This window comes from Frigoribacterium sp. CFBP9029, from assembly GCF_034045305.1.
Taxonomy (GTDB): Bacteria; Actinomycetota; Actinomycetes; order Actinomycetales; family Microbacteriaceae; genus Frigoribacterium.
This window is the reverse complement of sequence record NZ_JAXCWB010000003.1, coordinates 312,378-336,828: the sequence shown is the minus strand read 5'-3', so window position 1 is coordinate 336,828 and position 24,451 is coordinate 312,378. Positions and strand designations below refer to the sequence as shown.

23 protein-coding genes are annotated in these 24,451 nt (G+C 71.4%); 11 read left to right on the top strand and 12 right to left on the bottom strand.

Annotated elements, in window-relative coordinates:
• The first annotated feature begins 95 nt into the window (after positions 1-95).
• Together SOM11_RS06340 and SOM11_RS06335 are read left to right on the top strand one after the other, a co-directional pair.
• Positions 96-1,100, top strand: a complete 1,005-nt coding sequence (locus SOM11_RS06340) for an ATP-binding cassette domain-containing protein (RefSeq protein ID WP_192061356.1) — start codon at positions 96-98, stop codon at positions 1,098-1,100.
• A complete protein-coding gene (locus SOM11_RS06335; RefSeq protein ID WP_192061355.1) occupies positions 1,097-1,942 on the top strand; it encodes an ABC transporter permease in 846 nt (281 codons plus the stop codon). The genes SOM11_RS06340 and SOM11_RS06335 overlap by 4 nt, the downstream gene beginning before the upstream one ends.
• Positions 1,943-1,970: 28 nt before the next feature.
• Here the strand turns inward: SOM11_RS06335 and SOM11_RS06330 are convergent, their stop codons facing one another.
• Positions 1,971-2,732, bottom strand: coding sequence for a TetR/AcrR family transcriptional regulator (locus SOM11_RS06330; protein WP_320477524.1), 762 nt, complete (start codon positions 2,730-2,732; stop codon positions 1,971-1,973).
• 77 nt (positions 2,733-2,809) lie between these two features.
• Between SOM11_RS06330 and SOM11_RS06325 the strand changes: the two genes are divergently transcribed.
• Positions 2,810-4,054: an MFS transporter gene (locus SOM11_RS06325; protein ID WP_320477523.1), complete on the top strand. Its 1,245-nt coding sequence runs from the start codon at positions 2,810-2,812 to the stop codon at positions 4,052-4,054.
• Positions 4,055-4,078: 24 nt separating this feature from the next.
• On the opposite strand, the gene SOM11_RS06320 is transcribed toward SOM11_RS06325, so the two are convergent.
• The 3 genes from SOM11_RS06320 to SOM11_RS06310 form a co-directional block, all read right to left on the bottom strand.
• A complete protein-coding gene (locus SOM11_RS06320; protein WP_192061352.1) occupies positions 4,079-4,315 on the bottom strand; it encodes a hypothetical protein in 237 nt (78 codons plus the stop codon).
• A 42-nt stretch (positions 4,316-4,357) separates the two neighbouring features.
• Positions 4,358-4,564, bottom strand: a complete 207-nt coding sequence (locus tag SOM11_RS06315) for a DUF2945 domain-containing protein (RefSeq protein WP_192061351.1) — start codon at positions 4,562-4,564, stop codon at positions 4,358-4,360.
• 261 nt (positions 4,565-4,825) lie between these two features.
• Positions 4,826-5,545 carry a LysR family transcriptional regulator substrate-binding protein gene (locus tag SOM11_RS06310; RefSeq protein WP_320477522.1) on the bottom strand — a complete coding sequence of 240 codons (720 nt, stop codon included), beginning with the start codon at positions 5,543-5,545 and terminating at the stop codon, positions 4,826-4,828.
• Between the two features lie 60 nt (positions 5,546-5,605).
• Here SOM11_RS06310 and SOM11_RS06305 point away from each other — a divergent pair, with 60 nt between their 5' ends.
• From SOM11_RS06305 to SOM11_RS06295, 3 genes are all read left to right on the top strand, one after another.
• Positions 5,606-6,028 carry a DUF5997 family protein gene (locus SOM11_RS06305; protein ID WP_192061349.1) on the top strand — a complete coding sequence of 141 codons (423 nt, stop codon included), beginning with the start codon at positions 5,606-5,608 and terminating at the stop codon, positions 6,026-6,028.
• A gap of 44 nt (positions 6,029-6,072) precedes the next feature.
• The gene (ypfJ, locus tag SOM11_RS06300; RefSeq protein ID WP_192061348.1) at positions 6,073-6,975 is read left to right on the top strand and encodes a KPN_02809 family neutral zinc metallopeptidase; all 903 of its coding nucleotides are present in this window, start codon (positions 6,073-6,075) and stop codon (positions 6,973-6,975) included.
• A 219-nt stretch (positions 6,976-7,194) separates the two neighbouring features.
• A complete protein-coding gene (locus SOM11_RS06295; protein WP_192061347.1) occupies positions 7,195-8,196 on the top strand; it encodes an NADP-dependent oxidoreductase in 1,002 nt (333 codons plus the stop codon).
• Positions 8,197-8,711: 515 nt separating this feature from the next.
• Here the strand turns inward: SOM11_RS06295 and SOM11_RS06290 are convergent.
• Positions 8,712-9,635: a carbohydrate kinase family protein gene (locus SOM11_RS06290; RefSeq protein ID WP_320477521.1), complete on the bottom strand. Its 924-nt coding sequence runs from the start codon at positions 9,633-9,635 to the stop codon at positions 8,712-8,714.
• Between the two features lie 112 nt (positions 9,636-9,747).
• On the opposite strand from SOM11_RS06290, the gene SOM11_RS06285 reads away from it, so the two are divergent.
• Together SOM11_RS06285 and SOM11_RS06280 are read left to right on the top strand one after the other, a co-directional pair.
• On the top strand, positions 9,748-10,689 hold the full coding sequence (locus tag SOM11_RS06285) for an ROK family protein (protein ID WP_320477520.1): 942 nt from the start codon (positions 9,748-9,750) through the stop codon (positions 10,687-10,689).
• Positions 10,690-10,920: 231 nt separating this feature from the next.
• Positions 10,921-11,964, top strand: coding sequence for an NAD(P)-dependent alcohol dehydrogenase (locus tag SOM11_RS06280; protein WP_243216540.1), 1,044 nt, complete (start codon positions 10,921-10,923; stop codon positions 11,962-11,964).
• A gap of 261 nt (positions 11,965-12,225) precedes the next feature.
• On the opposite strand, the gene SOM11_RS06275 is transcribed toward SOM11_RS06280, so the two are convergent.
• The 3 genes from SOM11_RS06275 to SOM11_RS06265 all read right to left on the bottom strand — a co-directional run bounded on the left by SOM11_RS06275 (position 12,226) and on the right by SOM11_RS06265 (position 16,062).
• Entirely contained in the window at positions 12,226-12,744 is a 519-nt protein-coding gene (locus SOM11_RS06275; RefSeq protein WP_320477519.1) for a helix-turn-helix domain-containing protein, read from the bottom strand.
• The gene (locus SOM11_RS06270) at positions 12,725-14,644 is read right to left on the bottom strand and encodes an MDR family MFS transporter (protein ID WP_320477518.1); all 1,920 of its coding nucleotides are present in this window, start codon (positions 14,642-14,644) and stop codon (positions 12,725-12,727) included. The genes SOM11_RS06275 and SOM11_RS06270 overlap by 20 nt, the downstream gene beginning before the upstream one ends.
• A 284-nt stretch (positions 14,645-14,928) precedes the next feature.
• A complete protein-coding gene (locus tag SOM11_RS06265; RefSeq protein ID WP_320477517.1) occupies positions 14,929-16,062 on the bottom strand; it encodes an AI-2E family transporter in 1,134 nt (377 codons plus the stop codon).
• 117 nt (positions 16,063-16,179) lie between these two features.
• Here SOM11_RS06265 and SOM11_RS06260 point away from each other — a divergent pair, with 117 nt between their 5' ends.
• The gene (locus SOM11_RS06260) at positions 16,180-16,722 is read left to right on the top strand and encodes a metallophosphoesterase (RefSeq protein ID WP_320477516.1); all 543 of its coding nucleotides are present in this window, start codon (positions 16,180-16,182) and stop codon (positions 16,720-16,722) included.
• A gap of 19 nt (positions 16,723-16,741) precedes the next feature.
• Here the strand turns inward: SOM11_RS06260 and SOM11_RS06255 are convergent, their stop codons facing one another.
• Entirely contained in the window at positions 16,742-17,731 is a 990-nt protein-coding gene (locus SOM11_RS06255; protein ID WP_192061340.1) for a DsbA family protein, read from the bottom strand.
• A gap of 282 nt (positions 17,732-18,013) precedes the next feature.
• On the opposite strand from SOM11_RS06255, the gene SOM11_RS06250 reads away from it, so the two are divergent.
• Entirely contained in the window at positions 18,014-19,114 is a 1,101-nt protein-coding gene (locus SOM11_RS06250; protein ID WP_192061339.1) for an ABC transporter ATP-binding protein, read from the top strand.
• A 122-nt stretch (positions 19,115-19,236) separates the two neighbouring features.
• Positions 19,237-20,523, top strand: coding sequence for a DUF4032 domain-containing protein (locus tag SOM11_RS06245; protein ID WP_243215793.1), 1,287 nt, complete (start codon positions 19,237-19,239; stop codon positions 20,521-20,523).
• A gap of 63 nt (positions 20,524-20,586) precedes the next feature.
• Here the strand turns inward: SOM11_RS06245 and rlmB are convergent, their stop codons facing one another.
• Genes rlmB through ispD form a run of 3 tightly spaced genes read right to left on the bottom strand, consistent with a single transcriptional unit; the run spans position 20,587 to position 24,357 of the window.
• On the bottom strand, positions 20,587-21,633 hold the full coding sequence (gene rlmB / locus SOM11_RS06240) for a 23S rRNA (guanosine(2251)-2'-O)-methyltransferase RlmB (RefSeq protein ID WP_192061337.1): 1,047 nt from the start codon (positions 21,631-21,633) through the stop codon (positions 20,587-20,589).
• A complete protein-coding gene (cysS, locus tag SOM11_RS06235) occupies positions 21,630-23,048 on the bottom strand; it encodes a cysteine--tRNA ligase (protein ID WP_192061336.1) in 1,419 nt (472 codons plus the stop codon). Before cysS ends, rlmB begins: the two co-directional genes overlap by 4 nt.
• A 4-nt stretch (positions 23,049-23,052) precedes the next feature.
• Positions 23,053-24,357 (bottom strand): 2-C-methyl-D-erythritol 4-phosphate cytidylyltransferase, encoded by a 1,305-nt coding sequence (gene ispD / locus SOM11_RS06230; protein WP_320477515.1) that lies wholly within the window; start codon positions 24,355-24,357, stop codon positions 23,053-23,055.
• Positions 24,358-24,451 lie beyond the last annotated feature (94 nt).

Below are 24,451 nucleotides of genomic sequence, written 5' to 3'. Positions count from 1 at the left end.
GGAATATCACTGGCGGTGAGGGGCGGACCGCGCTACCTTGAGCGCGTCCGGGGCCGCTCCCCGGAAACCGGCAGCGAGCGGAGAACGGATCGACGATGGCCATGATCGAAGCACGGGGCCTCACCAAGACCTACCGGTCGAAGTCCGGTCCCGTCCACGCCCTGAACGGGCTCGACCTCACCGTGCCCGAGGGCACCGTGAAGGCGCTGCTCGGGCCGAACGGCGCCGGCAAGACGACGGTCGTCAAGATGCTCACCACGCTCGAGCGCCCCGACACGGGCACCGCGACCATCGCCGGTCTCGACGTCGTCGCCGACGCGCAGGCCGTGCGGCGCTCGATCGGTGTCTCGGGCCAGTACGCCGCAGTCGACGAGAACCTCACGGGCTTCGAGAACCTCGACATGATCGGGCGGCTCTACCACCTCGGCGCGAAGGTCTCCCGCGAGCGCGCTCGCGAGCTCATCGACGTGTTCGACCTCTCCGCCGCCGGCGATCGACCGGTCAAGGGCTTCTCCGGCGGCATGCGCCGTCGCATCGACCTCGCCGGCGCCCTCGTCACGAACCCGCGCGTGCTCTTCCTGGACGAGCCCACGACAGGGCTCGACCCGCGCAGCCGGCTGGCCCTCTGGGACATCATCACCAGCCTGGTCGACGGCGGCACGACGGTGCTGCTCACCACGCAGTACCTCGAGGAGGCCGACCGCCTCGCCGACGACATCTCGGTGATCGACGGCGGCGCCGTCATCGCCGAGGGCACGTCCGATCAGCTCAAGGCCCAGGTGGGCGGTCATCGACTCGTCGTGGCGCTGGTCGACGAGACCCGATCGGCCCAGGCCGTCGAGGTCCTCCGCCGGCACGGCGACAACGAGCCGACGATCGACGCCGACGGCCGTCAGCTCGAGGTCGCCGTCACCGACGGGCCGACCGCGCTGCAACGCACCCTCGCCGACCTCGGCGCGGCCGGCATCGAGCTGCACGACGCCGGCATGCGGCGCCCCACCCTCGACGACGTCTTCCTGCAGCTGACCGGCCACCGCACCGGCGCCGACGACGACGCCGCCGGCACCGACGCACCGAGCGAGAAGAAGGCCCGCGCATGACCACCACGACCGCGCTCGCGCAGACCCTCGAGCCCGCCACCGACACGGGTCTCTCGACCTGGGCGTCCGACGGCTGGGCCGTCACCAAGCGCAACCTGATCAAGGTGCGTCGCTCGCCCGACATGCTGATCTTCGCCGTGCTGCAGCCCATCATGTTCGTCCTGCTGTTCAGTCAGGTCTACGGCGGAGCGATCGCCGTCGAGGGCACCGACTACACGCAGTTCCTGATGGCGGGCATCTTCGCGCAGACCGTCGTGTTCGGCTCGACGTTCTCGGGGGCCGCCATGGCGCAAGACCTGAAAGAGGGGATCATCGACCGGTTCCGCACCCTGCCGATGAGCCCCTCGGCCGTGTTGATCGGCCGCACCAACAGCGACCTCGCGCTCAACACGATCTCGATGGTCATCATGATGCTGACCGGTCTCGCCGTCGGGTGGCGGGTGAACGCCTCGCCGGCGTCGTTCCTCGGCGGCGTCGCCCTGCTGCTGCTCTTCAGCTACTCGTTCAGCTGGGTCATGGCCCTGCTCGGCATGAGCGTGAAGACCCCCGAGACGATCAACAACGCCTCGTTCATGATCCTCTTCCCGCTCACGTTCGTCTCGAACGCGTTCGTGCCGAGCGACACCCTGCCGACGGTCCTCCGGGTCTTCGCCGAGTGGAACCCGGTCTCGTCGCTCGTGCAGGCGGCGCGCACGTCGTTCGGCAACCTCGGCGACACCCCCGTGCCCGACATCTGGACGATGCAGCACCCCTACGCGACCGTGCTGATCGGCATCACCGTGATGCTCGTGGTGTTCGTGCCCCTCTGCATCCGCAAGTTCCAGCGCATCAGCGCGAAGTGACCCGGGGCGACGACGGGGGGCGGGTCGGTCACCGCCGGCGCCGCGCCTCCTCGCGGACCGCCTCGTCGAGCTCCGACGTCGGAACGGTCAGCACGCTGCCGATCACGAGCCGCATCAGGTCGGCGACGTGCACGGCGTCGCGTTCGTAGAGCCACTGCAGCTGCAGGCCGTCCTGGACGGCGAGCACGACCCGCGCCGCCGCGGTCGCCGTGTAGCCGGGCCGCAGCCAGCCGCGGTCGGCGGCCACCGAGAGGTACGCCGTCGTCGAGCGGATGATGCGGTCGTAGTAGTCGCGGTAGTACTCGTGCGCCGGGTGCTCGCTCGAGACGGCCTCGGCCGACGCCGTGATGAACAGCGAGATGACGACCGGCACGTCGACGTTGTACTCGGCCAGCTCGACGAGCTCGTCGACCCGCATGCCGCCGTCGTCGTCGAAGTGCCGCCGCAGGCGCTCGTCACGCCGACGCAGCACCGCCATCAGCAGTTCGTCCTTCGTCGGGAAGTAGTGCATCAGCGACTGGTGCGACACCCCGCACTGCCGCGCGATCTCCCGCAGCGACGCCCCGTGGAACCCCACCTGGCCGAAGACGGGCAGCGCGGCGTCGAGGATCGCCTCGCGCTTGGCGATGCCCTTGCGGTAGCGACCCGGCTCGCGGACATCCGCCACCGCGGGGCCGGCCGCGGGGCTGGCCGCGGGGCTGGCCGCGGGGCCGACCTCCGGGCCCGCCGCGGGATCGACCGCGGGTTCGGAACCCGGGTCGGCGGAGGGGGCGGGGGCGGAGGCGTCCATCGGGGCCAGCCTAAATCGTCGTCCGGCCGTGTGACACCGGGCGGGTGCACCCGCCCGCACCGGCATAGAGTCGAGCGATGCCCTGGTCGCTGCTGACGGTCCCCGCCTTCCGGGCCCTGTGGCTCGGTCGTCTCGTGTCGTGGACGGGCAGCGGATTCGCCCCCATCGCGATCGTCTTCGCGGCGATCGACCTGGGGGCCGACCCCGTCGACCTCGGCCTCGTCGTGGCGGCGCGATCGGTGCCGAACATCGCGCTGCTGCTCTTCGGCGGAGCCCTCGCCGATCGACTCTCGAAGCGCCTCGTCGCCGTCGTCTCGTCGTTCGTCTCGGCCGGCTCCCTGCTGATCGCGGCCCTCCTGATGCTCACCGAGACCGAGACCCTGACCACCCTCGCCGTGATCGGGGCCGTCAACGGCGCCTCCGCCGCCTTCTTCGGCCCGGCCACCGGCGCACTCGTGCGAGACACGGTGCGCGACGCACGGATCGGCGACGCGACCGTGCTCATGCGGGTCGGCACCAACGTCGGGCTCGTCGTCGGCCTCGCGGTCGGCGGCGCCGTGGTCGCCACCCTCGGCTCGGGTCTCGCCCTGGCGCTCGGCGGTGCGGTCTTCGCGGTGGCGGGCGTCGTGTTCGTGGGGCTGCCGGCCGACTCGGCCCGCGCCTCCGGGGGGACGACCGTCCTGGCCGATCTCGGCAGCGGACTCGGATTCGTCTGGCGCACCCGGTGGCTCGGCGCCGCCGCGGCGCTCGCGTTCGTGTTCCAGTTCGCCTTCGGGGGCGGGATCCACGTTCTCGGCCCCATCGTCGCCGACGACGCCTTCGGGCGCCTGCTCTGGGGATTCGCCGGCGCCGTGCAGACCCTCGGGCTGATCGTCGGAGCGTTCTGGGCCGGCTCGCTGCGCGGCCGGGTGCGGCTGTGGGCCGCCTGCCTCGGCGCGGGGGCGCTCGCGATCCCCCTGGTGCTGCTCGCCTTGACGATCACCACCGACCCGGTCGCCTTCGACCCGCTGCACTGGTTCTTCTGGATCAGCGTCGGGCTCTTCGTCGCGAGCATCGGACTCGAGGTGTTCACCGTGCCGCTCGACATCGCGGTGCAGCGGCAGGTGCCGGGCCTCTACCGCGGGCGGGTGATCTCGGCCGTGACGGTCGCGTCGCTGGCGGGGATGCCGGTCGGCGAGATCGCGGTCGGTCCGCTCGCCGAGCTGGTCGGCACGTCGACCGCGCTGATCACCCTGGCCGTGCTGGTCGTCACCGTCGCGACGGCCGTGGCGGTGCACCCCCGCGTGCACCGCGTCGACGCCCCGGAGGCGCGGGTCGCCTGACCGCGCACCCCCGGGAGGCGCGGGTCAGCTGTAGTCGCCGCGCTCGATGGCCTCGGCGTACTTGCGCACGTCCGGGCCGGGCTCGTAGTCGATGAAGCGGTCCTTGACCGCGTCGTTGATCGCCTTGTACGACTCCTCCCACGACTCGCCCGAGTGAGCGGCCGCGGCATCGCGGACGGCCTCCTGCAGGACGCGGTCGGAGTCGGTCAGGATCTTGTCGCGCGCTTCGTCGTTCCAGCGCACATCGGTCAGGTCGGCCATGCTGTCTCCTTGGGTCGAGGGTGTCGCGGGTGAGGGGTGGGGCTACTTCTTCTTACTCAGGGCGGACTCCTTGTGGGCCGCCTTCGAGCCGCTCTTGTCGCTCTCGACGACGAAGTAGGGCTCGTCGTCGGAGGCCTTGAACTTCTGCCCGTCGAGCTGGAACTCCTCGACGCGCTTTTCCACGACCGTGCCGTGGGTCTCGCCCTGCGGGGTGTTCCAGGTGACGTGGTCTCCCTTGCTGAACGTCATCGCGCCTCCTTCGTCTGCGCCGGCCGTCATCGGCCGGTCGTCGATGCGATCGTGGCGTGGACGCTACGCCGCGGAGGCCCGCAGGCCGCTCAGCCCGGAGGGGTAGGGGTTCCGAGGGCGGTCCTGTACCCCGCGCGCGTACCCCACGCCGGGTCCGGACGGTGCGAGGCGGGGGCGTCGGGGCGGTGGAGGCTCAGGGGCTGCGTCTGGGGCTGCGGCTCAGCGGCTGCGGCTCGACGGCTCCGGCCCAGCGACCGAGGCTCAGCGGCCGCGTCGGGGCCGGCTGCGCCCGGTGCCGCGCTGCGGTCCGCGGCCCTGCGGCGGCGTCCGTTTCGGCTTGGCGCCGCGAGGGTCGGGAGCCGACCCCTTCTTGGCCGGGGCCGCTTGCTCGGGCTCGTCGCGCCTCCTCGACCGGCTGCTGCGCGCCGTGCGCCCGCGGACGACGCCGATGAAGTCGTCGGTGTCGTCGTCGCTGCGGTCGACGAGCCAGACCAGCGCGACGACGGTGGGCTCGAGATCCGAGACGAAGCGGTAGGTCAGGCCGCTGCGCGAGTACAGCCGCGCGATCGACTGCGGCACGACCGCGACGCCGGCGCCGGTCGCCGCGACGTCGACCGCCTGGGCGTCGGTCAGCGTCGGATCGAGGTCGTGACGGGTCTCGCCCTCGAGGTCGGCGGCGGTCAGCTCGTGCTCGATGCCGAGCGCGGCGAGCGGGTGGTCTTTGGAGACGACGGCGACCGCGCGCTCGTCGTAGAGACGGATGACCGAGTGGTCGTCGTCGGTGGCGAGGGGCAGCCGCGCGAGCAGCATGTCGACGGCGGCGTCGCCGTGCAGGGCGTCGAGGGCGCTCGAGGCGTCGATCTCGACGACGTCGAGGGGCAGGTCGGCCCGGCGCTCCTCCCACAGGCGCGACCACTTCGACAGCGTGACGCCGGGGACGAACCCGATGCGGAAGGAGGCGCGGGTCGGCTCGGTCGTCATCGCCCCAGGGTACCGGGGTGCGCGCTCGTGCCGACCCGCGCCTCCCGGTACCCTTGCGGCATGACTCAGAAGACCCCGCAGACGCTCAAGCCCTTCACTGCCGCGAAGAAGCTCGGGGTGCACCTGCCGGCCACGCCCGAGTCGTTCCAGAACACGCCCGTCACCCGCGAGGAGTTCGCCGAGCTCACCGCGAACCCGCCCGAGTGGCTGGCCGAGCTGCGCCGCACCGGCCCGCACCCCCGCCCCGTCGTCGCGCAGAAGCTCGGCGTCACGATCTCGGGTCTCGCGCGCGCCGGCGTCGACGACGCGCTCACCACCGACGAGATCCACGACCTGCTGAAGGAGATGCCCGCCTGGCTGGTCACCGAGCGCGCGAACCTGGCCGAGGTGCGCGAGGAGGAGCAGCGCGTGAAAGACCGCGACGCCGGTCGCGCGCTGCTCCGCGCCGAGCGCGAGCGGGCCGAGGGCGCCGACCAGGCCTGACCTCGACGGGCCGCGGCCCCCGCGACCCGCGTAGCTTCTGACGCATGTCTTTCAACGACGATGCGCGCATCGACAGCAGCAAGGTCCGGCGGCGCGGGCGGGGTCGCACCACCGGCATCGCGGCCGGCGGGACGGGCGTCGTGGCGATCATCGTCGTCGCCCTGATCAACCAGTTCACCGGGGTGAACCTCAGCGGGCTGCTCGACGGCACGTCGACCGGCTCGGGTTCGCCCGATCAGATCGCGGCGGCTCCGCTCGAGGGCTGCGAGACGGGCGCCGACGCCAACGCGAGCATCGACTGCCGCATGGCCGGCGCGGCGGACTCGCTCGACACGTACTGGTCGACGGAGGCCGCGCAGCTGGGCGTCGGTGACTACGTCACACCCGACTTCTTCCTGTTCACGGCGGCCGTCGACACCGGCTGCGGCAGCGCGACGAGCGCCACCGGCCCGTTCTACTGCCCGCCCGACCAGGCGCTCTACGTCGACACCGACTTCTTCGACCAGCTGCGCGAGCAGTACGGGGCGAGCGCCGGTCCGCTCGCGCAGATGTACGTCGTCGGGCACGAGTGGGGCCACCACATCCAGCAGCTGACCGGCGCTTTCGACCGCGCCGACCGCAGTGCGACGGGGCCCGGCTCGGATACCATCCGCCTCGAGGTGCAGGCCGACTGCTACGCGGGGGCCTGGGTCGGCGCGGCGACGACGGTCGCGGACGACGCCGGCACGACGTTCCTCGAACCGGTGACCGACGCGCAGATCGCCGACGCGCTCGACGCCGCGGCGGCGGTGGGCGACGACCGCATCCAGGAGGCGTCGGGCGGCCGCGTCGACTCCGACACCTGGACCCACGGCTCGGCCGAGCAGCGCCAGAGGTGGTTCGACACGGGTCGCGCCGGCGGCGCGGGGGCCTGCGACACGTTCGCCGTGCCGACCGAGCGGCTCTAGCGGGACCCGTCGGAGTGGTGAGCGGACCCGGCGGCCCGCACCGCGCCTCCTCGGAGTGGTGAGCCCCGCCCCGTCGGAGTGGTGAGCCGACCCGGCGGCCCGCACCGCGCCTCCTCGGCTGCTCGCCTGACGACCTCGACGGCCCGACGACCTCGGATGGGGGCGTGCGCACCGCCGCGAGGAGGCGCACAATCAGGCAACGCCACAAGGAGGTCGGTCATGAGTCGCACCGGAAGAGCCGTCGAGTTCGAACGCTACGGAGACGTCGACGAGCTGCACTTCGTCACCCAGGAGCTGCCCGTCCCCGCCGACGACGAGGTCGTCGTCGAGGTCGTCTGCGCCGGCCTGAACCACATCGAGAACTTCATCCGCAAGGGCGACTTCACCGACCGGCTGCCGCTCGAGTTCCCGGCCCGTCAGGGGTCGTGCTTCGCCGGCATCGTCAAGAAGCGCGGCTCGGCGGTTCGCGACTTCTCGGTCGGGGCCGAGGTGATCGGTCACGCGATCGAGGGCGGAGCGCACGCCACCTACGTGACCGTCCCCGCCTCGTCGATCGTGAAGAAGCCGTCGAACGTCGGATGGGAGGTCGCCGGCGGGCTCTATCTCGCCGGAGTGACGGCGTACGACGTGGTCCGCTCGCTGCACCTCGGGCCGGGCGACATCGTGGTCATCACCGCGGCGGCCGGCGGGGTGGGTCACATCGAGTGCCAGCTCGCCCTCGCGGCGGGGGCGAAGGTGATCGGCACCTGCAGCCCGCCCAACCACGACTACCTGCGCTCGATCGGCGTCACGCCCATCACGTACGGCGAGGGTCTGCAGCAGCGCATCGAGGAGGCCGCGAAGCGACCCATCACCGCGTTCATCGACAACTTCGGCGGCGACAACCCCGAACTGGCGACGAGCCTCGGAGTCAAGGAGGCGCGGTTCAGCTCGAGCGAGCACCGTCTCGACCTCGAGATGCACTACATCCGGCCCGAGCGCGACGACACCGAGCCCGCCATGGTGCTCGCCGCCCTCGCGAAGCTGATCGCCGAGAACAAGGTGCGGGTGCTCATCTCGGGCTTCTACCCGTTCGACTACATCACGCAGGCGTTCGACGACCTCGCCGAGCATCACTCGCGGGGCAAGGTCGTCGTCGGCATGCAGCCCGTCGAGACCGGCGTGCGCTCGCACTGGTACCTGTCGGGCAAGGCGCGCAGCACGCACGAGGCCAGCGCCTGACGCGCGCTGCGCCGGTGCGCCGGCGCGCGCCGCGCCCCGCGCGCCGCGCCCCATCGAAGTGACGCAACAAGACCCCTCCGCGCGCCGCAACTGCCCCTTCGAGTCACATCGATCGCCGAGGAGGCGCGGCTCACCGAACGCAGCAGCGCGCACCGCATCCAAGTGACGCATCCGGGGCCCTCCGCGCACCGCAAGCGCCCCTTCGAGTCACATCGATCGCCGAGGAGGCGCGGCTCACCCAACGCAGCAGCGCGCGCCGCCCGCACCGCACTGCACTGCACCGCACCGCACCGCACCGCACCGCACCGAGGTGACGCATCGGGGGCCCTCCGGGCACCGCGAGGCCCTCTTCGCGTCACATCGTTGGCCGAGGAGGCGGGGCCCAGCGAACGCAGCAGCGCGCGCCGCACGCACCGCACCGCACCGCACCGCACCGAGGTGACGCATCGGGGGCCCTCCGGGCACCGCGAGCGCCGCTTCGCGTCACATCGATCGCCGAGGAGGCGCGGGTCGCTTCAGAGGCCCGGCGCGCGGAGCAGCGCCCCCGGCGAGCGCACCGTGGCGGCGGCGATGTCCATCGCGCGTCCGAGCGCGTCGGCCCAGTCCACCGACCCCGGTTCGCGCCGCGCGGAGAGCAGCGACGAGACGATCGCGGCGAAGGTCGCGTCACCCGCGCCCATCGTGTCGACGACCTCGCCGTCGGCGGCCGAGATGCCGCGCCGCAGCTCCGCCCCGCCGGCCAGCAGCAGGCTCGCCCCGTCGGACCCGCGCGTCGCGAGCACTCCCCCGGCACCGGCGGTGAGCAGCGCCTCCTGCCAGTCCGACAGCGGGCCGCCGGTGACGAGCTCCGCGTCGTCGTCGCCGATCTTGACGAGGAGGCACGTCGCGGCCACGCGGGCGAATCCGGCTCCGAACGCGGCGACCTGGGCATCGCCGCCCGGCAGGAACCCGGGCCGGGGGTTGGGGTCGACCACGAGGCGGCGGGGCGAGTCGCCGGCGACCGCGAGCAGGCGGTCGGTGAGAGCCACGTCGTCGAACGGGTACGAGCTGACGGCGATCAGCGGGGCCGCGTCGAGGGCGGCGAGCTGCTCGGCAGAGAAGTCGAGGCCGCGGGCGACGGCGGCGTCGGTGAACACGTACGACGGCTCGCCGTCGACCCGCAGCGACACGGCCCGACCGGTGCCGAGCGGGTTGACCGTCTTGAGCAGGTCGACCCCGTGCTCGGCGAGGAAGCTCCGGATCGAGCGCCCGTCGGCATCGTCGCCGATGGACGCCAGCAGCGTGGTCGGCACCCCGAGGCGACTGAGACCGACGGCGACGTTGAGACCGGCGCCGCCGACGTGATCGCTCGAGCCCGTCTCGGTGCGCAGCTCGTCGATGAGCGCGTCGCCGATGACGACGACCCTGGCGCCGCGCGGGCGTCCCTCGCTGGTGGTCATGAGGCGCCTCTCGATAGCGGTCCGTCGGGTGCCTCGGCGTCGGGGTCACGAGGCGACACGTCACCCTAGACCGGGCCCGGCCGATGTCGCACCCCGCCGCTACGCTGACGACGTGAGCGAATACGCACTGGCCGTCGACGTCGGCGGCACCAAGGTCGAGGCGGCGCTCGTCGCCGCAGACGGAACCCTCCTCGACGGCAGCCGCGAGCGGCGTCCGACGGGTGCGACGTCGACGTCCGACGAGCTGGCCGAGGCCGTCCGCACGGTCGTGGCCCACGCCCTGGCGTCCCTGCCGGGCGACGACGTCCTCGTCGGTGCGGGCATCGGCAGCGCGGGCCCGGTCGATCTCGTCGCCGGCACGGTCTCGCCCATCAACCTGCCCGCCTGGCGCGGCTACCCGCTGCGCGAGCTGGTCGCCTCGCTCGCCGCGGCCACGCTGCCCGACTCGGCCCCGGTCACCCTCCGACTCGACGGCGTCAGCCTCGCCCTCGCCGAGCACTGGGTCGGTGCCACGCAGGGTGTCGATGATGCGCTCGCCATCACCGTCTCCACCGGTGTCGGCGGCGGGCTGATCGTCAACGGCCGTCTCCTGTCCGGAGGCACGGGCAACGCCGGTCACATCGGCCAGATCCAGATCGCCGACCGGCCCGAGGGCGAGAGCGCCTGGGCCGCCACGCTCGAGGTCATCGCGTCGGGTCCGAACGTCGTCGCGTGGGCGCAGGCGCAGGGCTGGCAGGGCGAGCGCGGCGAAGACCTGGCCGCCGGCTACGTCGCCGGCGACGAGATCGCGGTCGCCGCCGTCCGCCGATCGGCCAACGCCGTCGGCGAGGCCATCTCGTCGGTCACGACCCTGCTCGACCTCGACGTCGCCGCGATCGGCGGGGGCTTCTCCCGCGTCAGCGACGACTACCTCGACCTGGTGCGCCAGAGCGTCGACGAGGCCCCGGTCAACGACTACGCCCGGCGCGTCCGCGTCGTGCGCTCCGGTCTGAGCGACGAGAGTCCGCTCGTCGGGGCCGCCGCCCTCGTCTGGCAGGCCGACCTGCTCGGCTGACCCGCGCCTCCTCGGCCCCCGCCTCCTCGACCCGCGCCTCCTCGACCCGCGCCTCCTCGACCCCCGATTCTTCGGCCCGCGCCTCCTCGCGAACGCCCCCGATCTGAGAACGGTTCCCGACACGAGCAAGCCCCAGGGAGGCGCGCCTAGGCTCGTACCGTCCCCCACAGCGTCGTCGGAGATCAGCGCGCCCACAGACGCGCGAGTCACTCGCAACCCCGGAGGTAACCCATGACCACCACAGTCCCCGTTCTGCTGACGCCGTCCGCCGGCGCCCCCTTCGAGCACTCGACCGTCGAGCTCCGCGACGTCGGTCCGAACGACGTCCAGATCGACATCGCGTTCGCCGGCATCTGCCACAGCGACATCCACCAGGCCCGCGAAGAGTGGGGCAAGGCGATCTTCCCGATGGTGCCCGGCCACGAGATCGCCGGCATCGTCACCGAGGTCGGCAGCGACGTCACCAAGCACAAGGTCGGCGACCGCGTCGGCATCGGCTGCTTCGTCGACAGCTGCCGCGAGTGCGAGAACTGCCTGGCCGGCGAGCAGCAGTTCTGCGTCAAGGGCAACGTCGCGACCTACAACGGCCGTCAGTATTCGGGCGAGCCCACCTACGGCGGGTACGCCAAGCAGATCGTCGCCGACGAGAACTACGTGCTGTCGATCCCCGAGGGCATCGCGCTCGACGAGGCCGCTCCGCTGCTCTGCGCCGGCATCACCACCTACTCGCCGCTGAAGCACTGGGGCGCGGGCCCCGGCAAGAAGGTCGCGGTCGTCGGCATGGGCGGTCTCGGTCACATGGCCGTCAAGATCGCGCACGCCATGGGCGCCGAGGTCACCGTCATCAGCCAGACGCTGTCGAAGCAGGAGGACGGCCTGAAGCTCGGCGCCGACCACTACTACGCGTCGAGCGACCCCGAGACCTTCGGCAAGCTCAAGAACTCGTTCGACCTGATCATCAACACGATCTCGGCCGACATGGACATCGACGCCTACGCCCGCACCCTGCGTCTCAACGGCACCATGGTGTTCGTCGGTCTGCCCGAGAACCCGCAGTCGTTCCGTGCCGGGTCGCTGATCGGCGGCCGTCGCAGCCTCGCGGGTTCGAACATCGGCGGCATCCCCGAGACTCAGGAGATGCTCGACTTCTGCGCCGAGCACCGCATCGGCGCCGAGATCGAGACGATCGGGGCCGACGAGGTCGACGACGCCTACGAGCGCGTCGTCGCCAGCAAGGTCCGCTACCGCTTCGTGATCGACACGGCCACGATCTAGCACCTGCTCCGACGAAGGCCCCCTCCGCGTGCTGCAGAGGGGGCCTTCGTGGTCGGCGGCCTCCGGCGAGGGCCGAGGAGGCGCGGGTCGGGTCGCGCGACCCCGGGCGAGTCCGGCGGAAGCGGGCGTCCGTGCCGCACCGCGACCACGACGCGCGCCCGAACACGGTCCAGTCCGGCGCAACCGGTCCTCCGCCGCCGCCCGCCCACGCCGAACTCGCCCGCCCCGGAGCAGGCGCCAGCACCGGCACCGGCGCCTGAGCTACCGGGGCTCGGCGGGCGGCGTGTTGAAGCGGCGGAGCCAGCCGGCGAACTCGCCGAGCTCGTCGTCCGTCCAGCCCTCGACGTGGCTGCGGAACACGGCGCGGTTCTCGTGCCGCACCTCGAGCATGCGGGCGTCGGCCCGCTCGGTGCTGCGGAGCATCGACACGCGGCCGTCGCTCGCGTCCGCCACGACGTCGACGAACCCGGCGTCGCGCAGCAGCGCGACCTGGCGGCTGACGGCGCTCTTGTCCATCGCCATCGCCTTGACGATGTCGCCCGCGGTGCACGGCTGGTGCTTCATGACGTACCGCAGCACGTAGAACGCCGTCGGCGGCACGTCGGGGTCGAACCGCGAGGCCGCGGCGGCGATGGTGCGCTTGGCCTCGACCATCATCGAGCCGATCTCGTCGACCACACCCGCCATCAGCCCCTCGCGACCCTCGTCGTCCGGGCTCGGGAGGCGCGGTGCGCTCGGCACCGCGCCCGCCCGCGTCGCGTCATCGGTCCGCTGCGACATCCTTCTCCTCGACCAGGGACGAGAACACCGGGCTCTCGGCCAGCTCGTCGTCGGACACCGGGTGACCCGCCACCTCGGCGGCACCCGTCGCGATGATCGTATCGATCGTCCCGGTGCGCGTCGTCGTGTGGGCGTGGTGACGCCCCGCGGCCTCGGCCTCGGCCCCTGCCACGGCGTCGGACCCGGCCCTGTTCCCAGCCCCGGCATCGGTCGTGGCGCCGGTCCCGGTCATGACTCCGGCGTCGACCGGGGAGGTCGGAGCACCGGCGGTCGCCGGGCCGCTCGACACCGCAGGCGCCAGACCGGCCGTGGCCGCCGCACCCTTGACCGCAGGCGACGCGTCGTTCCCGTCGACCGGAGCCGCGCCTCCTTCGTCGTCGGACGAGGCCGCTGCGGCGCGCTGGATGCCGCTCTTCGTGCCGAGCTCGACGTTCGGCAGCAGGCAGACGAACACGATCGTGATGATCGCGAGCGGTGCGGCGATCAGGAACACGTCGGCGACGCCCTGCCCGTAGGCGGACTCGACGATCGTGCGGATCGGGCCGGGCAGCGTGCTCAGGTCGGGGATGCTCGAGACCGAGCCGCCGCCGAGGGCGCTGGGGTCGACGCCGGCGCTGGTCAGGTCGTCGGTGATGTAGCCCGAGACCTTGGTGCCGAGCACGGCGCCCATGACCGAGACGCCGATCGTGCCGCCGAGGCTGCGGAAGAACGCGACGCTCGACGAGGCCGCCCCGACGACGCTCACGTCGACCGAGTTCTGCACGACGAGCACGAGGTTCTGCATCACCATGCCGATGCCGAGACCCATCATCGCCATGAAGACCGAGACGACGAAGAAGTTCGTGTCGTACTCGATGGTCGACATGAGGAACAGACCGGCGGCCAGCAGCACCGACCCCACGATCATGTAGGGCTTCCACTTGCCGTACTTCGAGATGAGCGCACCGGCGACCATCGACGAGATGAGCAGGCCGAGCACCATCGGCAGAGTCAGGATGCCCGCCATGGTCGGCGACTGACCGCGCGCCAGCTGCATGTACTGACCGAGGAACACGCTGGTGCCGAACATCGCGACGCCGACGCTGAGCGAGGCGATGACCGCGAACGTGAAGGTGCGGTTCTTGAAGAGCGTGAGCGGGATGATCGGCTCCTTGGTGCGGAACTCGACGATCACGGCGAGCACGAGCAGCACGGCGGCGCCGACGCCCATCAGCCAGCTGGCGGTCGAGTTCCACTCGAACTGCTTGCCGCCGAGCGACACCCAGACGAGCAGCAGCGAGACGCCGCCGGCGATCAGCCCGGCGCCCCAGTAGTCGACGACGACGGCCTTCTTCGGCTTGGCGGGCAGGTGCAGCGTCTTCTGGATGACGATCAGGGCCGCGATGCCGACGGGCACGCCGACGAAGAAGTTCCAGCGCCAGCCGATGCTGTCGGTCAGCACGCCGCCGAGCAGCGGGCCGCCGATGGTGCCGACGCTCATGACGGCGCCGAGGTAGCCCATGTAGCGGCCGCGCTCACGCGGGCTGATGATGTCGCTCATGACGACCTGCACCAGGGCGGTGAGGCCACCGGCGCCGAGACCCTGGAACACACGGAACGTGATCAGCGTCGCGGTGTTCTGCGAGAAGCCGGCCGCGACCGAGGCGAGCACGAACAGCACCAGGGCGACCTGCAGCAGCACCTTGCGGTTCGTGAGGTCCGAGAACTTGCCCCAGAGCGGGGTGCTCACGGTGGTCGCCAGCAGGGTCGCGGTGATGACCCAGGTGTACGAGGTCTGGCTGCCGTTCAGGTCGCTGACGATGCGCGGCAGCGAGGTCGACACGACGGTCGACGACAGGATCGCGACGAGCATGCCCATCAGCAGACCCGACAGGGCCGTGAGGACTTCGCGGTGGCTCATGCCGGGCGCTTCGCCCGGTTCGTGCGGTGCCGCGGGCTTCGTGCCCGCGGCGGTCGTGGTCTGCGACAAGGTGCGCTCCGGTGATTCGAGATGGTGGGGACCCGACGCCGATGGCTGGTCCGTTGGTTGCAGAATGTCAACCATACTCGGTGGTTGACGATTTGCAACCATCTATCTGCAGAATCTGCACTTTTTTTCGGCGCGCACACGGGAGCAGACGAAGGAGGCGCGGTGCGAGTCGAACTCGCACCGCGCCTCCTCGGATGGGAAAGGTCGCCAGAGCGCTAGCGGACCTCTTCGCGTCTCTTCTGGCGGAACATCTCGGCGGGTTCGTGCTCGCCGTTCCAGACCTGGGTGATGCCCCAGGCGACGGCCATCAGCGGCACGGCGATGACCGCGCCGACGACGCCGCCGAGGATGGTGCCGGCGGTCAGGGCGACCAGGATGACGAGACCGTGCAGCTGCAGCGTGCGACCCATCAGCACCGGCTGGAGGAAGTTGCCCTCGAGCTGGTTGACGACGACCACGACGACCACGACCCAGATCGCGGCCGGAACGCCGTTGGCGACGAGGGCCACGAGCGCGGCGAGGATGCCGGCCGCCGTGGCCCCGACGAGCGGGATGAACGCTGTGAGGAAGACGACGACCGCCAGGGGCAGCGCCAGGGGCACGCCGATGATCCAGAGGCCGACGCCGATGCCGATCGCGTCGACGGCCGCGACGGTCGCCGTGCCCCGCACGTAGCCGCCGAGGGTCGACACCGTCTTGTCGCCGATGCGACGCGCACGGGCGTACTGCTCGCCGCGGAACGGGCGGAGCATGAACTCCCAGATGGCCGGGCCGTCTTTGAGGAAGAAGAACAGCACGACGATCATCAGCACGAGACCGGTCAGGAAGCTGCCGACGGCCGATGCGCCGGCGAGGGCGCCCGAGCCGAACTGCGCGCTGGTGACGAAGTCGGTGACCGCGTCGATGCCGCCCTGGATCTGGTCGTCCGTGATCGAGAAGGGCAGGGTCGTGATCCAGTTCTGAAGCTGCTCTATGCCCTGCGTCGCCGACTCGACGAGCGAGGCGGCCTGATTCTCGACGGCCCAGACGATCAGCCAGGCGATGAGGCCGAGGATGATGACGACGGCGAAGAGGCAGATGAGGGTCGCCAGCACCGAGGGCACTCGGTGCTTCCGGAGGAACGACACCACCGGCAGCATCGCCGAGGCGAAGATGAGCGCGAGCAGCACCGGCAGGGTCACCAGGCTGAGGCTGAGGAACACGTAGATGAGGGCGGCGGCCACGATGACCACGGCGATGATCTGCACGGCGCGCGTCGCGAGCGCGCCGAAGGCGTCCGCCCAGAGCGAGTGACGCACGGCGGCGTCCTGCCGGGCCAACTCGGTGGCTTGGCTGCGGAAGAGTCCCACGATGTCGTCCTCGTTTCTGGTGGTGCGCTGCGGTCAGGCTGACGAGCCGACAGAGCAAGCCAACCCTGAAACGACGATAACGGGCCGCATCGCCCCGCGCGCCCCTAGCGTGGGGGGATGCCGACCTCCGTGCTCGTCGTGTCCGACACCCATGTGCCGCAGAAGGCCAGGGCCATGCCGTCCGCCGTCTGGGCCGCCGTCGATCGCGCCGACGTCGTGGTGCACGCCGGAGACTGGACCGGCCTGCCGCTGCTCGACGAGTTCGAGACCCGCGCGCGCCTCCTGATCGGGGTCCGCGGCAACAACGACGGCCCCGAGTTCGACGACAGGCTTCCCGAGGTGGTGCGGACCACCGTCGACGGCATCCGCCTCGCGGTCGTCCACGAGACCGGAGCCAAGGAGGCGCGCGAGAGCCGGATGGACCGCCTCTTCCCCGAGACCGACCTCCTGCTCTTCGGCCACAGCCACATCCCGTGGGACACGACGACTCCGGCGGGCCTCCGCCTGCTGAACCCGGGGTCGCCCACGGATCGGCGCCGCCAGCCGCACGCCACCTACCTGACGCTCACCCTCGACGCCGGCGCGGTGCGCGACGTCGTCCTGCACGAGCTGCCGGTCAAGCGGCCCGGGGTGCTCCCCCACCCGCGCAGGACGACCTGAGCCGCGGCATCGGCCGCGATCAGCCTGCGGGGGTCGCCGCGGGCGTCGCTGCGGGCGCCTCGCTCTCGGCCGGCTCGGCGGGCGCGCCCGACTCGGTCGGCGTCGGCGTCGGGGTGGCGGTGCTGCTGTCGGCGTAGCTGTTGCCGGCGGCCGTCACGACGAAGTTGCGGAACTCCTCGTTGGTGAACGGCGTGCTCGCCTCGTACTGCTGACCGTTGACCAGCACCAGCGGGGTGCCGGGCAGGGCGTCGACGGTGCTGTTCGGGATCGGGCCGTCGACGGCGCGCTCGGTCGCGTTGGTGACCCACGACGCGAACTCCTCGTCGTCGATGCAGGTCGTGATGCGCGCCGGGTCGACGACGCCCTCGATGCCCGTCGCGATGTCCGACAGCGTCGCGTCGTCGAGACCGCGGGTGCCCTCCTCCGGCTGCTGGTCGAACAGGGCGGTGTTGAAGTCGAAGAACGAGTTCGGCGAGTAGTTCGCCACGCAGGCGGCCGCGTTGGCCGCGCGGTTCGAGTACCGGGTGCCCACCGACGAGTTCGTCAGGATCGCCACCGGGTGGTACTCGACGGTGGCCGCGCCCGAGTCGACGAGGCCGGCGATGTAGTCGTTGTTGGCCTCCTCGAACTGACCGCAGATCGGGCAGAGGTAGTCGAGGTAGACGACGATGTCGACCGTGTCGCTCGCGGCCGTCGTCTCGGAGGGCACCGGGTCGTCGTCGGCGGCGAGCGCCGGGGTGGTCTCGGCGACGAAGTCCTGGCCGATGCGGATGCCGTCGCTGGCCATGTTGGCGGGGCCGGGGCCGGCGGGCTTGATGCTGTTCGTGATGACGACGACGACGATCACGACGACGGCCACGAGCGCGAGCGCGATGCCGCCCTGCAGCAGCAGTCGACCGGTCTTCTGACGACGCTTCTGCTTCTTGCGGGCGAGCTGAGCCTTCTGCCGCGCGGCGGCGCGACGCTGGTTCTTGGTGAGGATCTTGTCGTCCGGGGTGTTGTCAGTCATGGAACGGGTCTCTCCGATGCGCCACGGGGTGTCGCCGTCGCGTCGTAGGGGGCGTGGGGAGGGTCTGCGAGTGCAGCGCCCTGTCGGGGGTGCCGGCCGCACCGGACGACTGTCCGGACGACCGTGTCGAAAACGATACCGTCCCCGCCCCGGACACCGCATGAGACCGTCTCGGTTCGGTGCCATACTGTCGGGTGGTGGTCATCGCGGACCTCTTGGTCTGATCACCATCCATTCACAACGGATCGTCCGGCACGTACCTGCCGGTGAAGGAGAAACATCATGGCGTCAGTCACGTTCAGCAAGGCAACCCGTCTGTACCCCGGTTCGACCCGCCCCGCGGTCGACAGCATCGACCTCGAGGTCGCCGACGGCGAGTTCCTCGTCCTGGTCGGGCCCTCCGGCTGCGGCAAGTCGACCACCCTCCGCATGCTCGCCGGTCTCGAAGAGGTCAACAGCGGCGACATCTTCATCGGCGACCGCAACGTCACCGACGTGCCGCCGAAAGACCGCGACATCGCCATGGTCTTCCAGAACTACGCGCTGTACCCGCACATGACGGTCGCCGAGAACATGGGCTTCGCGCTCAAGATCGCCGGCGTCGGCAAAGAGGAGCGCGCGACCCGCGTCCTCGAGGCCGCCAAGCTGCTCGACCTCGAGCCCTACCTGGCCCGCAAGCCCAAGGCCCTCTCGGGTGGTCAGCGTCAGCGCGTCGCCATGGGCCGCGCCATCGTGCGTCAGCCCCAGGTGTTCCTGATGGACGAGCCGCTCTCGAACCTCGACGCCAAGCTGCGCGTGCAGACCCGCACCCAGATCGCCTCGCTGCAGCGTCGACTCGGCGTCACCACCGTCTACGTCACGCACGACCAGACCGAGGCGCTCACCATGGGCGACCGCATCGCGGTCCTGAAGGACGGCGTCCTGCAGCAGGTCGGCAGCCCCCGGGACCTCTACGAGAAGCCGCAGAACGTGTTCGTCGCCGGCTTCATCGGCTCGCCGGCCATGAACCTGCTGCCCGCCGACGTCGTCGACGGCGGCATCCAGTTCGGCACCGCCGTCACCGCGGTCGACCGCGACACCGTCGGCCAGGCCAACGGCAAGAGCGTCACCGTCGGCGTCCGCCCCGAAGACGTCGTCGTCAACACCACCGGCGAGGGCCTCGCGGTCACGGTCGACGTCGTCGAAGAGCTCGGCGCCGACGGCTACCTCTACGGTCACACCGAGGTCGGCGGTCAGCGCGTCGACATCGTCGTGCGCGTCGACGGTCGCAACCACCCCAAGCTGGGCGAGACGATCCACATCACGCCGCAGGCGCACCACGTGCACGTCTTCGACACCGAGAGCGGCGAGCGCCTCGGCGACAAGGCCGTCATCAGCGCGTAGCAGCACACCTCATCGGCCCGACGGGTCACCTGGGCGCCAGCCCGGTGACTCGTCGGGCCGATCCCGTACCTCCTGTCAGACACCCCCGAGACGCACCCGAGAGACACAGAGACCACGAGACGATGCCCGACTCCCTCAACATCACCTCCGCCACGGTCGACCCGGCCCTGCTCGACCTCCCCTGGGATCTCCCCCTCGGGGCCTGGCCCGACGACGCCATCGCGACGCTGCCGAAGGGCATCTCGCGGCACCTGGTGCGCTTCGCCCACCTCAGCGGCTACGTCATCGCCATCAAGGAGACCTCGGGCGAGATGGCCCGGGGCGAGTACGAGATGCTGCGGACCCTGCAGCGCATGGACATCCCCTGCGTCGACCCGCTCGCCGTCATCACGAACCGGCACGACGAGGACGGCTCGCCGCTCGACCCGGTGCTCGTGACGCGGCACCTGAAGTTCTCGCTGCCCTACCGGGCGCTCTACTCGCAGACCCTCCGACCCGACACGGCCAAGCGACTGGTCGACGCGCTCGCCCTGCTGCTGGTGCGCCTCCACATCATCGGCTTCTACTGGGGCGACGTGTCGCTCTCGAACACCCTGTTCCGTCGCGACGCAGGCGCCTTCGCGGCGTATCTGGTCGACGCCGAGACGGGCAAGCTCTACCCCGGCGGTCTGTCGAACGGTCAGCGCGAGAACGACCTCGAGGTGGCCCGCGTCAACATCGCCGGCGAGCTGCTCGACCTCGAGGCGGGCGGGCGACTCGACGACAACCTCGACGCCGTCGACGTCAGCAACGGCATCGTCGCCAAGTACCGCAGCCTCTGGACGGAGCTCACCGGCAGCGAGACCTTCTCGAGCTCCGAGCGCTGGCGCATCAACGACCGCGTCGAGCGGTTGAACGACCTCGGCTTCGACATCGAGGAGCTCGCGATCAAGACGGCCGAGGGCGGCACCCAGGTGAAGATCCAGCCGAAGGTCGTCGACGCGGGTCACCACTCGCGGCGCCTGCTGCGTCTCACCGGTCTCGACGTCGAAGAGAACCAGGCCCGACGCCTGCTGAACGACCTCGACGCCTACCGGCTCCGCACGGGCAACAACGACAACGACGAGGAGATGATCGCGCACGAGTGGGCGGCCCGCGTCTTCGAGCCCGTCGTCCGGTCGATCCCCCGTGAGCTGCGGGGGCGTCTCGAGCCGGCCGAGGTGTTCCACCAGCTGCTCGAGCACCGCTGGTACCGCTCGCAGCAGGAGAACCGCGACGTGCCGATCGCCGAGGCGCTCACCTCGTACATCAACGACGTGCTGCGGCACCGTCGCGACGAGCAGATGGTGATCGAGCCGCCGACGGAGTCGATCGCGCTGCCCGAGGCCGAGTCGCTCGACGACGACGACGACTGGCGCAGCAAGGTCTGACCCGGCCGGAGAACGCAGGAGGCGCGGGCCGGGACGACCCCGATCCGCGCCTCCTTCAGGGGCTCACTTCTTGCGTTCGGCCCGCAGCTTCGAGATCTCGTAGAGCGTGACGGACGCGGCGATGCCGGCGTTGAGCGACTCGACGGCGCCGGTGATCGGCACCGACACGATCGCGTCGCAGGTCTCGGCGACGATGCGCGAGAGGCCCTTGCCCTCGCTGCCGACGACGACCACGATCGGGCGGTCGGCCAGCTCGAGACCGGGCAGCATCACGTCGCCGCCGCCGTCGAGGCCGACCACGAAGACGCCCTGCTCTTTGAACGACTTGAGCGTCTGCGTGAGGTTCGAGGCCATCGCGACGGGGATGCGCGCCGCGGCGCCGGCCGAGGTCTTCCAGGCGGAGGCCGTGAGACCGACCGAGCGACGCTGCGGGACGATGACGCCCTGACCGCCGAACGCGGCCACCGAGCGGATGATCGCCCCGAGGTTGCGCGGGTCGGTGATGCCGTCGAGGGCGACGAAGAGCGGCTTCTGCTGACGCTTGATCGACGTCTCGAGCATGTCCATCGGGTGCGCGTACTCGTACGGCGGCACCTTGAGGGCGACGCCCTGGTGCACCGAGTCGGCGCCGGTCAGACGGTCGAGTTCGGGGCGCATGACCTCGAGCACCGGCAGACCGCGTCGCGTGGCGAGCTGCAGGATCTCCTTCGTGCGGTCGTCCATCTCGATGCGGGCCGCGATGTACAGCGTCGACGCGGGGATGCGCGTACGCAGCGCTTCGAGCACCGAGTTGCGACCGGTCACCATCTCGTGGTCGTCGGCCGACTTCGGGCGACGACGCTGGGCGTCGCTCGCCCCGCCGCGACCGGCGATCGGCGAACCGGCGCGCGGGCCGTTGCTGCTGCGACCGCGGGCGCTCTCGAGTCGCTCGCGGGCGATCTTCGCCTTGCCGGCGGGGTGGTACGGGCGGTCTTCGGCCGCGGGAGTGGGCTTCTTGCCCTCGAGGGCCTGACGACCCTGCCCGCCGCTGCCGACCTGCTTGCCCTTGCTGCCCTGCCGCACGGCACTGTTGCCGGGACGGCCCTTACGTGCTCCGCTGGTGTTCTTCACTGTTCCAAGCTCCAATGCGACCCGCTGGGGGTGTCTTCGATGAGGATCCCGGCACCCGAGAGGGTGCTGCGGATCTGGTCGGCCCGTGCGAAGTCGCGATCGGCCCGGGCATGCTGGCGTTCCGCCAAGAGTACGTCGATCACGGCACCGAGCGCGCGGTGCGCCGCGCCCTCGTCGTCGTCGCGCCACTCGGGGGCGAGCGGATCGATGCCGAGCACGGCGACCATGGCGGCCACGTGCTGCCATTCGCGGGCGGCCGTGTCGAGGTCGCCGTCGTCGAGGGCCGAGTTGCCGGCGCGCACCGCGTCGTGCAGCACCGCGATCGCCTGAGGCACGTTGAGATCGTCGTCCATCGCGGCGGCGAAGTCGTCGGGGACGACCCGCGCGCCGACCGAGGCGAAGCGCGTGCCGGCGAGACGGCGCTCGGCGCGGGACAGGAAGGTCTCGACCCGGTCGAGGGCCGCATCGGCCTCGACCAGCGCACCGTCGTGGTAATCGATCGTCGACCGGTAGTGCGCGGCGCTGAGGAAGTACCGCACCACGACGGGTCGGGCCTTCTCGAGGAACTCGGCGGCGAAGATCGAGTTGCCGAGCGACTTCGACATCTTCTGACCGTCGACGTTGACCAGACCGTTGTGCAGCCAGTGCCGCGCGAACCCGTCGCCGGCCGCCGTCGACTGGGCCAGCTCGTTCTCGTGGTGCGGGAACCTCAGGTCGAGACCGCCGCCGTGGATGTCGAAGGCCGGGCCGAGGTAGCGACGCGACATGGCCGAGCACTCGATGTGCCAGCCGGGTCGGCCCTCGCCCCAGGGCGACGACCAGGCGGCCGATGCGGGCTCGTCGGCCTTCGCGCCCTTCCACAGCGCGAAGTCGCGGGGGTCGCGCTTGCCCCGCGGGTCGGCGTCGGCGGCCGACGCCATGTCGGCGACGTCCTGCCGGGTGAGCGCGCCGTAGGCGGGCCAGCTCGCCGTGTCGAAGTAGACGTCGCCCGAGGCGTCGTCCGCCGCGTAGGCGTGCCCGCGCTCGATCAGCCGCTCGACGATCTGCTGCATCTCGCTGATGCTCGCCGTCGCGCGGGGCTCGTAGGTCGGCGCGAGGATGCCGAGGGCCTGGTAGCCGGCGGTGAACTCGAGCTCGTAGCGGTAGGCGCGTGCCCACCACTGCTCGTCGGTGCCGGCGGCCAGGGCGAGGATCTTGTCGTCGATGTCGGTGACGTTGCGCACCAGCGTGACGTCGAGACCGCGGTAGGTGAACCAGCGGCGCCACAGGTCGTACACGAGAGCGGAGCGCAGGTGCCCGATGTGGGGCGACGACTGGACGGTCGGCCCGCAGACGTAGAGGCCCACCTGACCGGGGACGAGCGGTTCGAAGTCGACGAGCGCCTGGGCGCGGGAGTCGTAGAGGCGGATTGTCACGCGATCAGCCTATTGAGGTGCCGTCGACCACGGCGACCAGCGCGGTCGCGATCGCCGTGACGCCCTCGCCCCGCCCGGTGAAGCCGAGCCCGTCGGTGGTGGTCGCCGAGACGCTGACCGGTGCGCCGACGACCTCGATGAGCCGCGCCTCCATCTCGAGGCGACGGCGGGCGAGCCGCGGGCGGTTGCCGATGACCTGCACCGCCGCCGAGACGACGTCGAACCCGGCCGCGGTCAGGCGCTCGAGCGTCGCGGTGACGAAGACCTCGCCGCTCGCGCCGGCGAAGCGCGGGTCGTCGGTGCCGAACATCGAGCCGATGTCGCCGAGGCCCGCCGCCGACAGCAGGGCGTCGACCAGGGCGTGCGCGACGGCGTCGCCGTCGCTGTGCCCGGCGAGACCCGCCTCGCCCTCGAAGTGCAGCAGACCGAGGTGCAGCGGCTGGCGGTCGTCGAAGGCGTGGACGTCGACGCCCAGACCCGTGCGCAGCCGGTGCGCGTCGTCGTCGGGACGCGAGCCACGTTCGGCGGCGGCGGCGGCGGCAGAGGCGGCGGCGGGGGCGGGGGCGGGCGCGGCTGCGGCGCGCTCGCGGGCGATCGTCTCGGCCCGGCGGAGATCCCACGGGGTGGTGATCTTGAAGGCGACGGGGTCGCCCTCGACGACGACGACCCGGTGCCCGTGCGCGGCGAAGAGCGCTGCGTCGTCGGTGTGCTCGGCGCCCGCCGTGGCGTAGGCCGCGTCGAGCTCGGCCCGGGGGAACCCCTGCGGCGTCTGCATGGCGACCAGCTCGGAGCGGTCGACGGTCTCGACGACCTCGCCGGCGGACCCGACGCGCTTGATGGTGTCGCTGACGGGCAGCCCCGGCACGACCCCGTGACCGGTCCGCTCGACCGTCGAGGCGACGAGGTCGAACTGCGCCGTCGGGGTGAAGGGTCGGGCGCAGTCGTGCACGAGCACGGTTGCGACCGAGGGGGCGACGCGGGCGAGGCCGGCCGCGACCGAGGCCTGACGGCTCGCACCGCCGGAGACGACCGACGCGTAGCCCGACGCCGGCCCGGCGACGGAGTCGACCAGGGCGCGCGACTCGTCGACGAGCGCAGCCGGCACCACGACGACCACCTGCACGGGGTCGGCCGACGCGAAGATCGACTCGAGCGACCGCTCGAGGATGCTGCGGCCGGCGACCGCGACGAAGGCCTTGGGCGCCCCCTGGGCGAGACGGGTGCCGCTGCCGGCGGCGACGACGACGACTGCGCGGGCGACGTCGACGAGCAGATCGTCGACCTCGGTCACGCCGGGCTCGAACTGCATCAATCTGGCTCCATCCTGCGGCTCACAGGCTAACATGGGGGCCTACCGGTAAGGGCTCCCTTACCCTCCGGCCTGCCCCGCGGTGGCTAGGCTG

Excerpts from the sequence above, each read along its gene's own strand:
- SOM11_RS06340 (WP_192061356.1), top strand. The coding sequence starts at position 96 with ATGGCCATGATCGAAGCACGGGGCCTCACCAAGACCTACCGGTCGAAG.
- SOM11_RS06335 (WP_192061355.1), top strand. The coding sequence starts at position 1,097 with ATGACCACCACGACCGCGCTCGCGCAGACCCTCGAGCCCGCCACCGAC.
- SOM11_RS06330 (WP_320477524.1), bottom strand. The coding sequence starts at position 2,732 with ATGGACGCCTCCGCCCCCGCCCCCTCCGCCGACCCGGGTTCCGAACCC.
- SOM11_RS06325 (WP_320477523.1), top strand. The coding sequence starts at position 2,810 with ATGCCCTGGTCGCTGCTGACGGTCCCCGCCTTCCGGGCCCTGTGGCTC.
- SOM11_RS06320 (WP_192061352.1), bottom strand. The coding sequence starts at position 4,315 with ATGGCCGACCTGACCGATGTGCGCTGGAACGACGAAGCGCGCGACAAG.
- SOM11_RS06315 (WP_192061351.1), bottom strand. The coding sequence starts at position 4,564 with ATGACGTTCAGCAAGGGAGACCACGTCACCTGGAACACCCCGCAGGGC.
- SOM11_RS06310 (WP_320477522.1), bottom strand. The coding sequence starts at position 5,545 with ATGACGACCGAGCCGACCCGCGCCTCCTTCCGCATCGGGTTCGTCCCC.
- SOM11_RS06305 (WP_192061349.1), top strand. The coding sequence starts at position 5,606 with ATGACTCAGAAGACCCCGCAGACGCTCAAGCCCTTCACTGCCGCGAAG.
- ypfJ (WP_192061348.1), top strand. The coding sequence starts at position 6,073 with ATGTCTTTCAACGACGATGCGCGCATCGACAGCAGCAAGGTCCGGCGG.
- SOM11_RS06295 (WP_192061347.1), top strand. The coding sequence starts at position 7,195 with ATGAGTCGCACCGGAAGAGCCGTCGAGTTCGAACGCTACGGAGACGTC.
- SOM11_RS06290 (WP_320477521.1), bottom strand. The coding sequence starts at position 9,635 with ATGACCACCAGCGAGGGACGCCCGCGCGGCGCCAGGGTCGTCGTCATC.
- SOM11_RS06280 (WP_243216540.1), top strand. The coding sequence starts at position 10,921 with ATGACCACCACAGTCCCCGTTCTGCTGACGCCGTCCGCCGGCGCCCCC.
- SOM11_RS06275 (WP_320477519.1), bottom strand. The coding sequence starts at position 12,744 with ATGTCGCAGCGGACCGATGACGCGACGCGGGCGGGCGCGGTGCCGAGC.
- SOM11_RS06270 (WP_320477518.1), bottom strand. The coding sequence starts at position 14,644 with ATGAGCCACCGCGAAGTCCTCACGGCCCTGTCGGGTCTGCTGATGGGC.
- SOM11_RS06260 (WP_320477516.1), top strand. The coding sequence starts at position 16,180 with ATGCCGACCTCCGTGCTCGTCGTGTCCGACACCCATGTGCCGCAGAAG.
- SOM11_RS06255 (WP_192061340.1), bottom strand. The coding sequence starts at position 17,731 with ATGACTGACAACACCCCGGACGACAAGATCCTCACCAAGAACCAGCGT.
- SOM11_RS06250 (WP_192061339.1), top strand. The coding sequence starts at position 18,014 with ATGGCGTCAGTCACGTTCAGCAAGGCAACCCGTCTGTACCCCGGTTCG.
- SOM11_RS06245 (WP_243215793.1), top strand. The coding sequence starts at position 19,237 with ATGCCCGACTCCCTCAACATCACCTCCGCCACGGTCGACCCGGCCCTG.
- ispD (WP_320477515.1), bottom strand. The coding sequence starts at position 24,357 with ATGCAGTTCGAGCCCGGCGTGACCGAGGTCGACGATCTGCTCGTCGAC.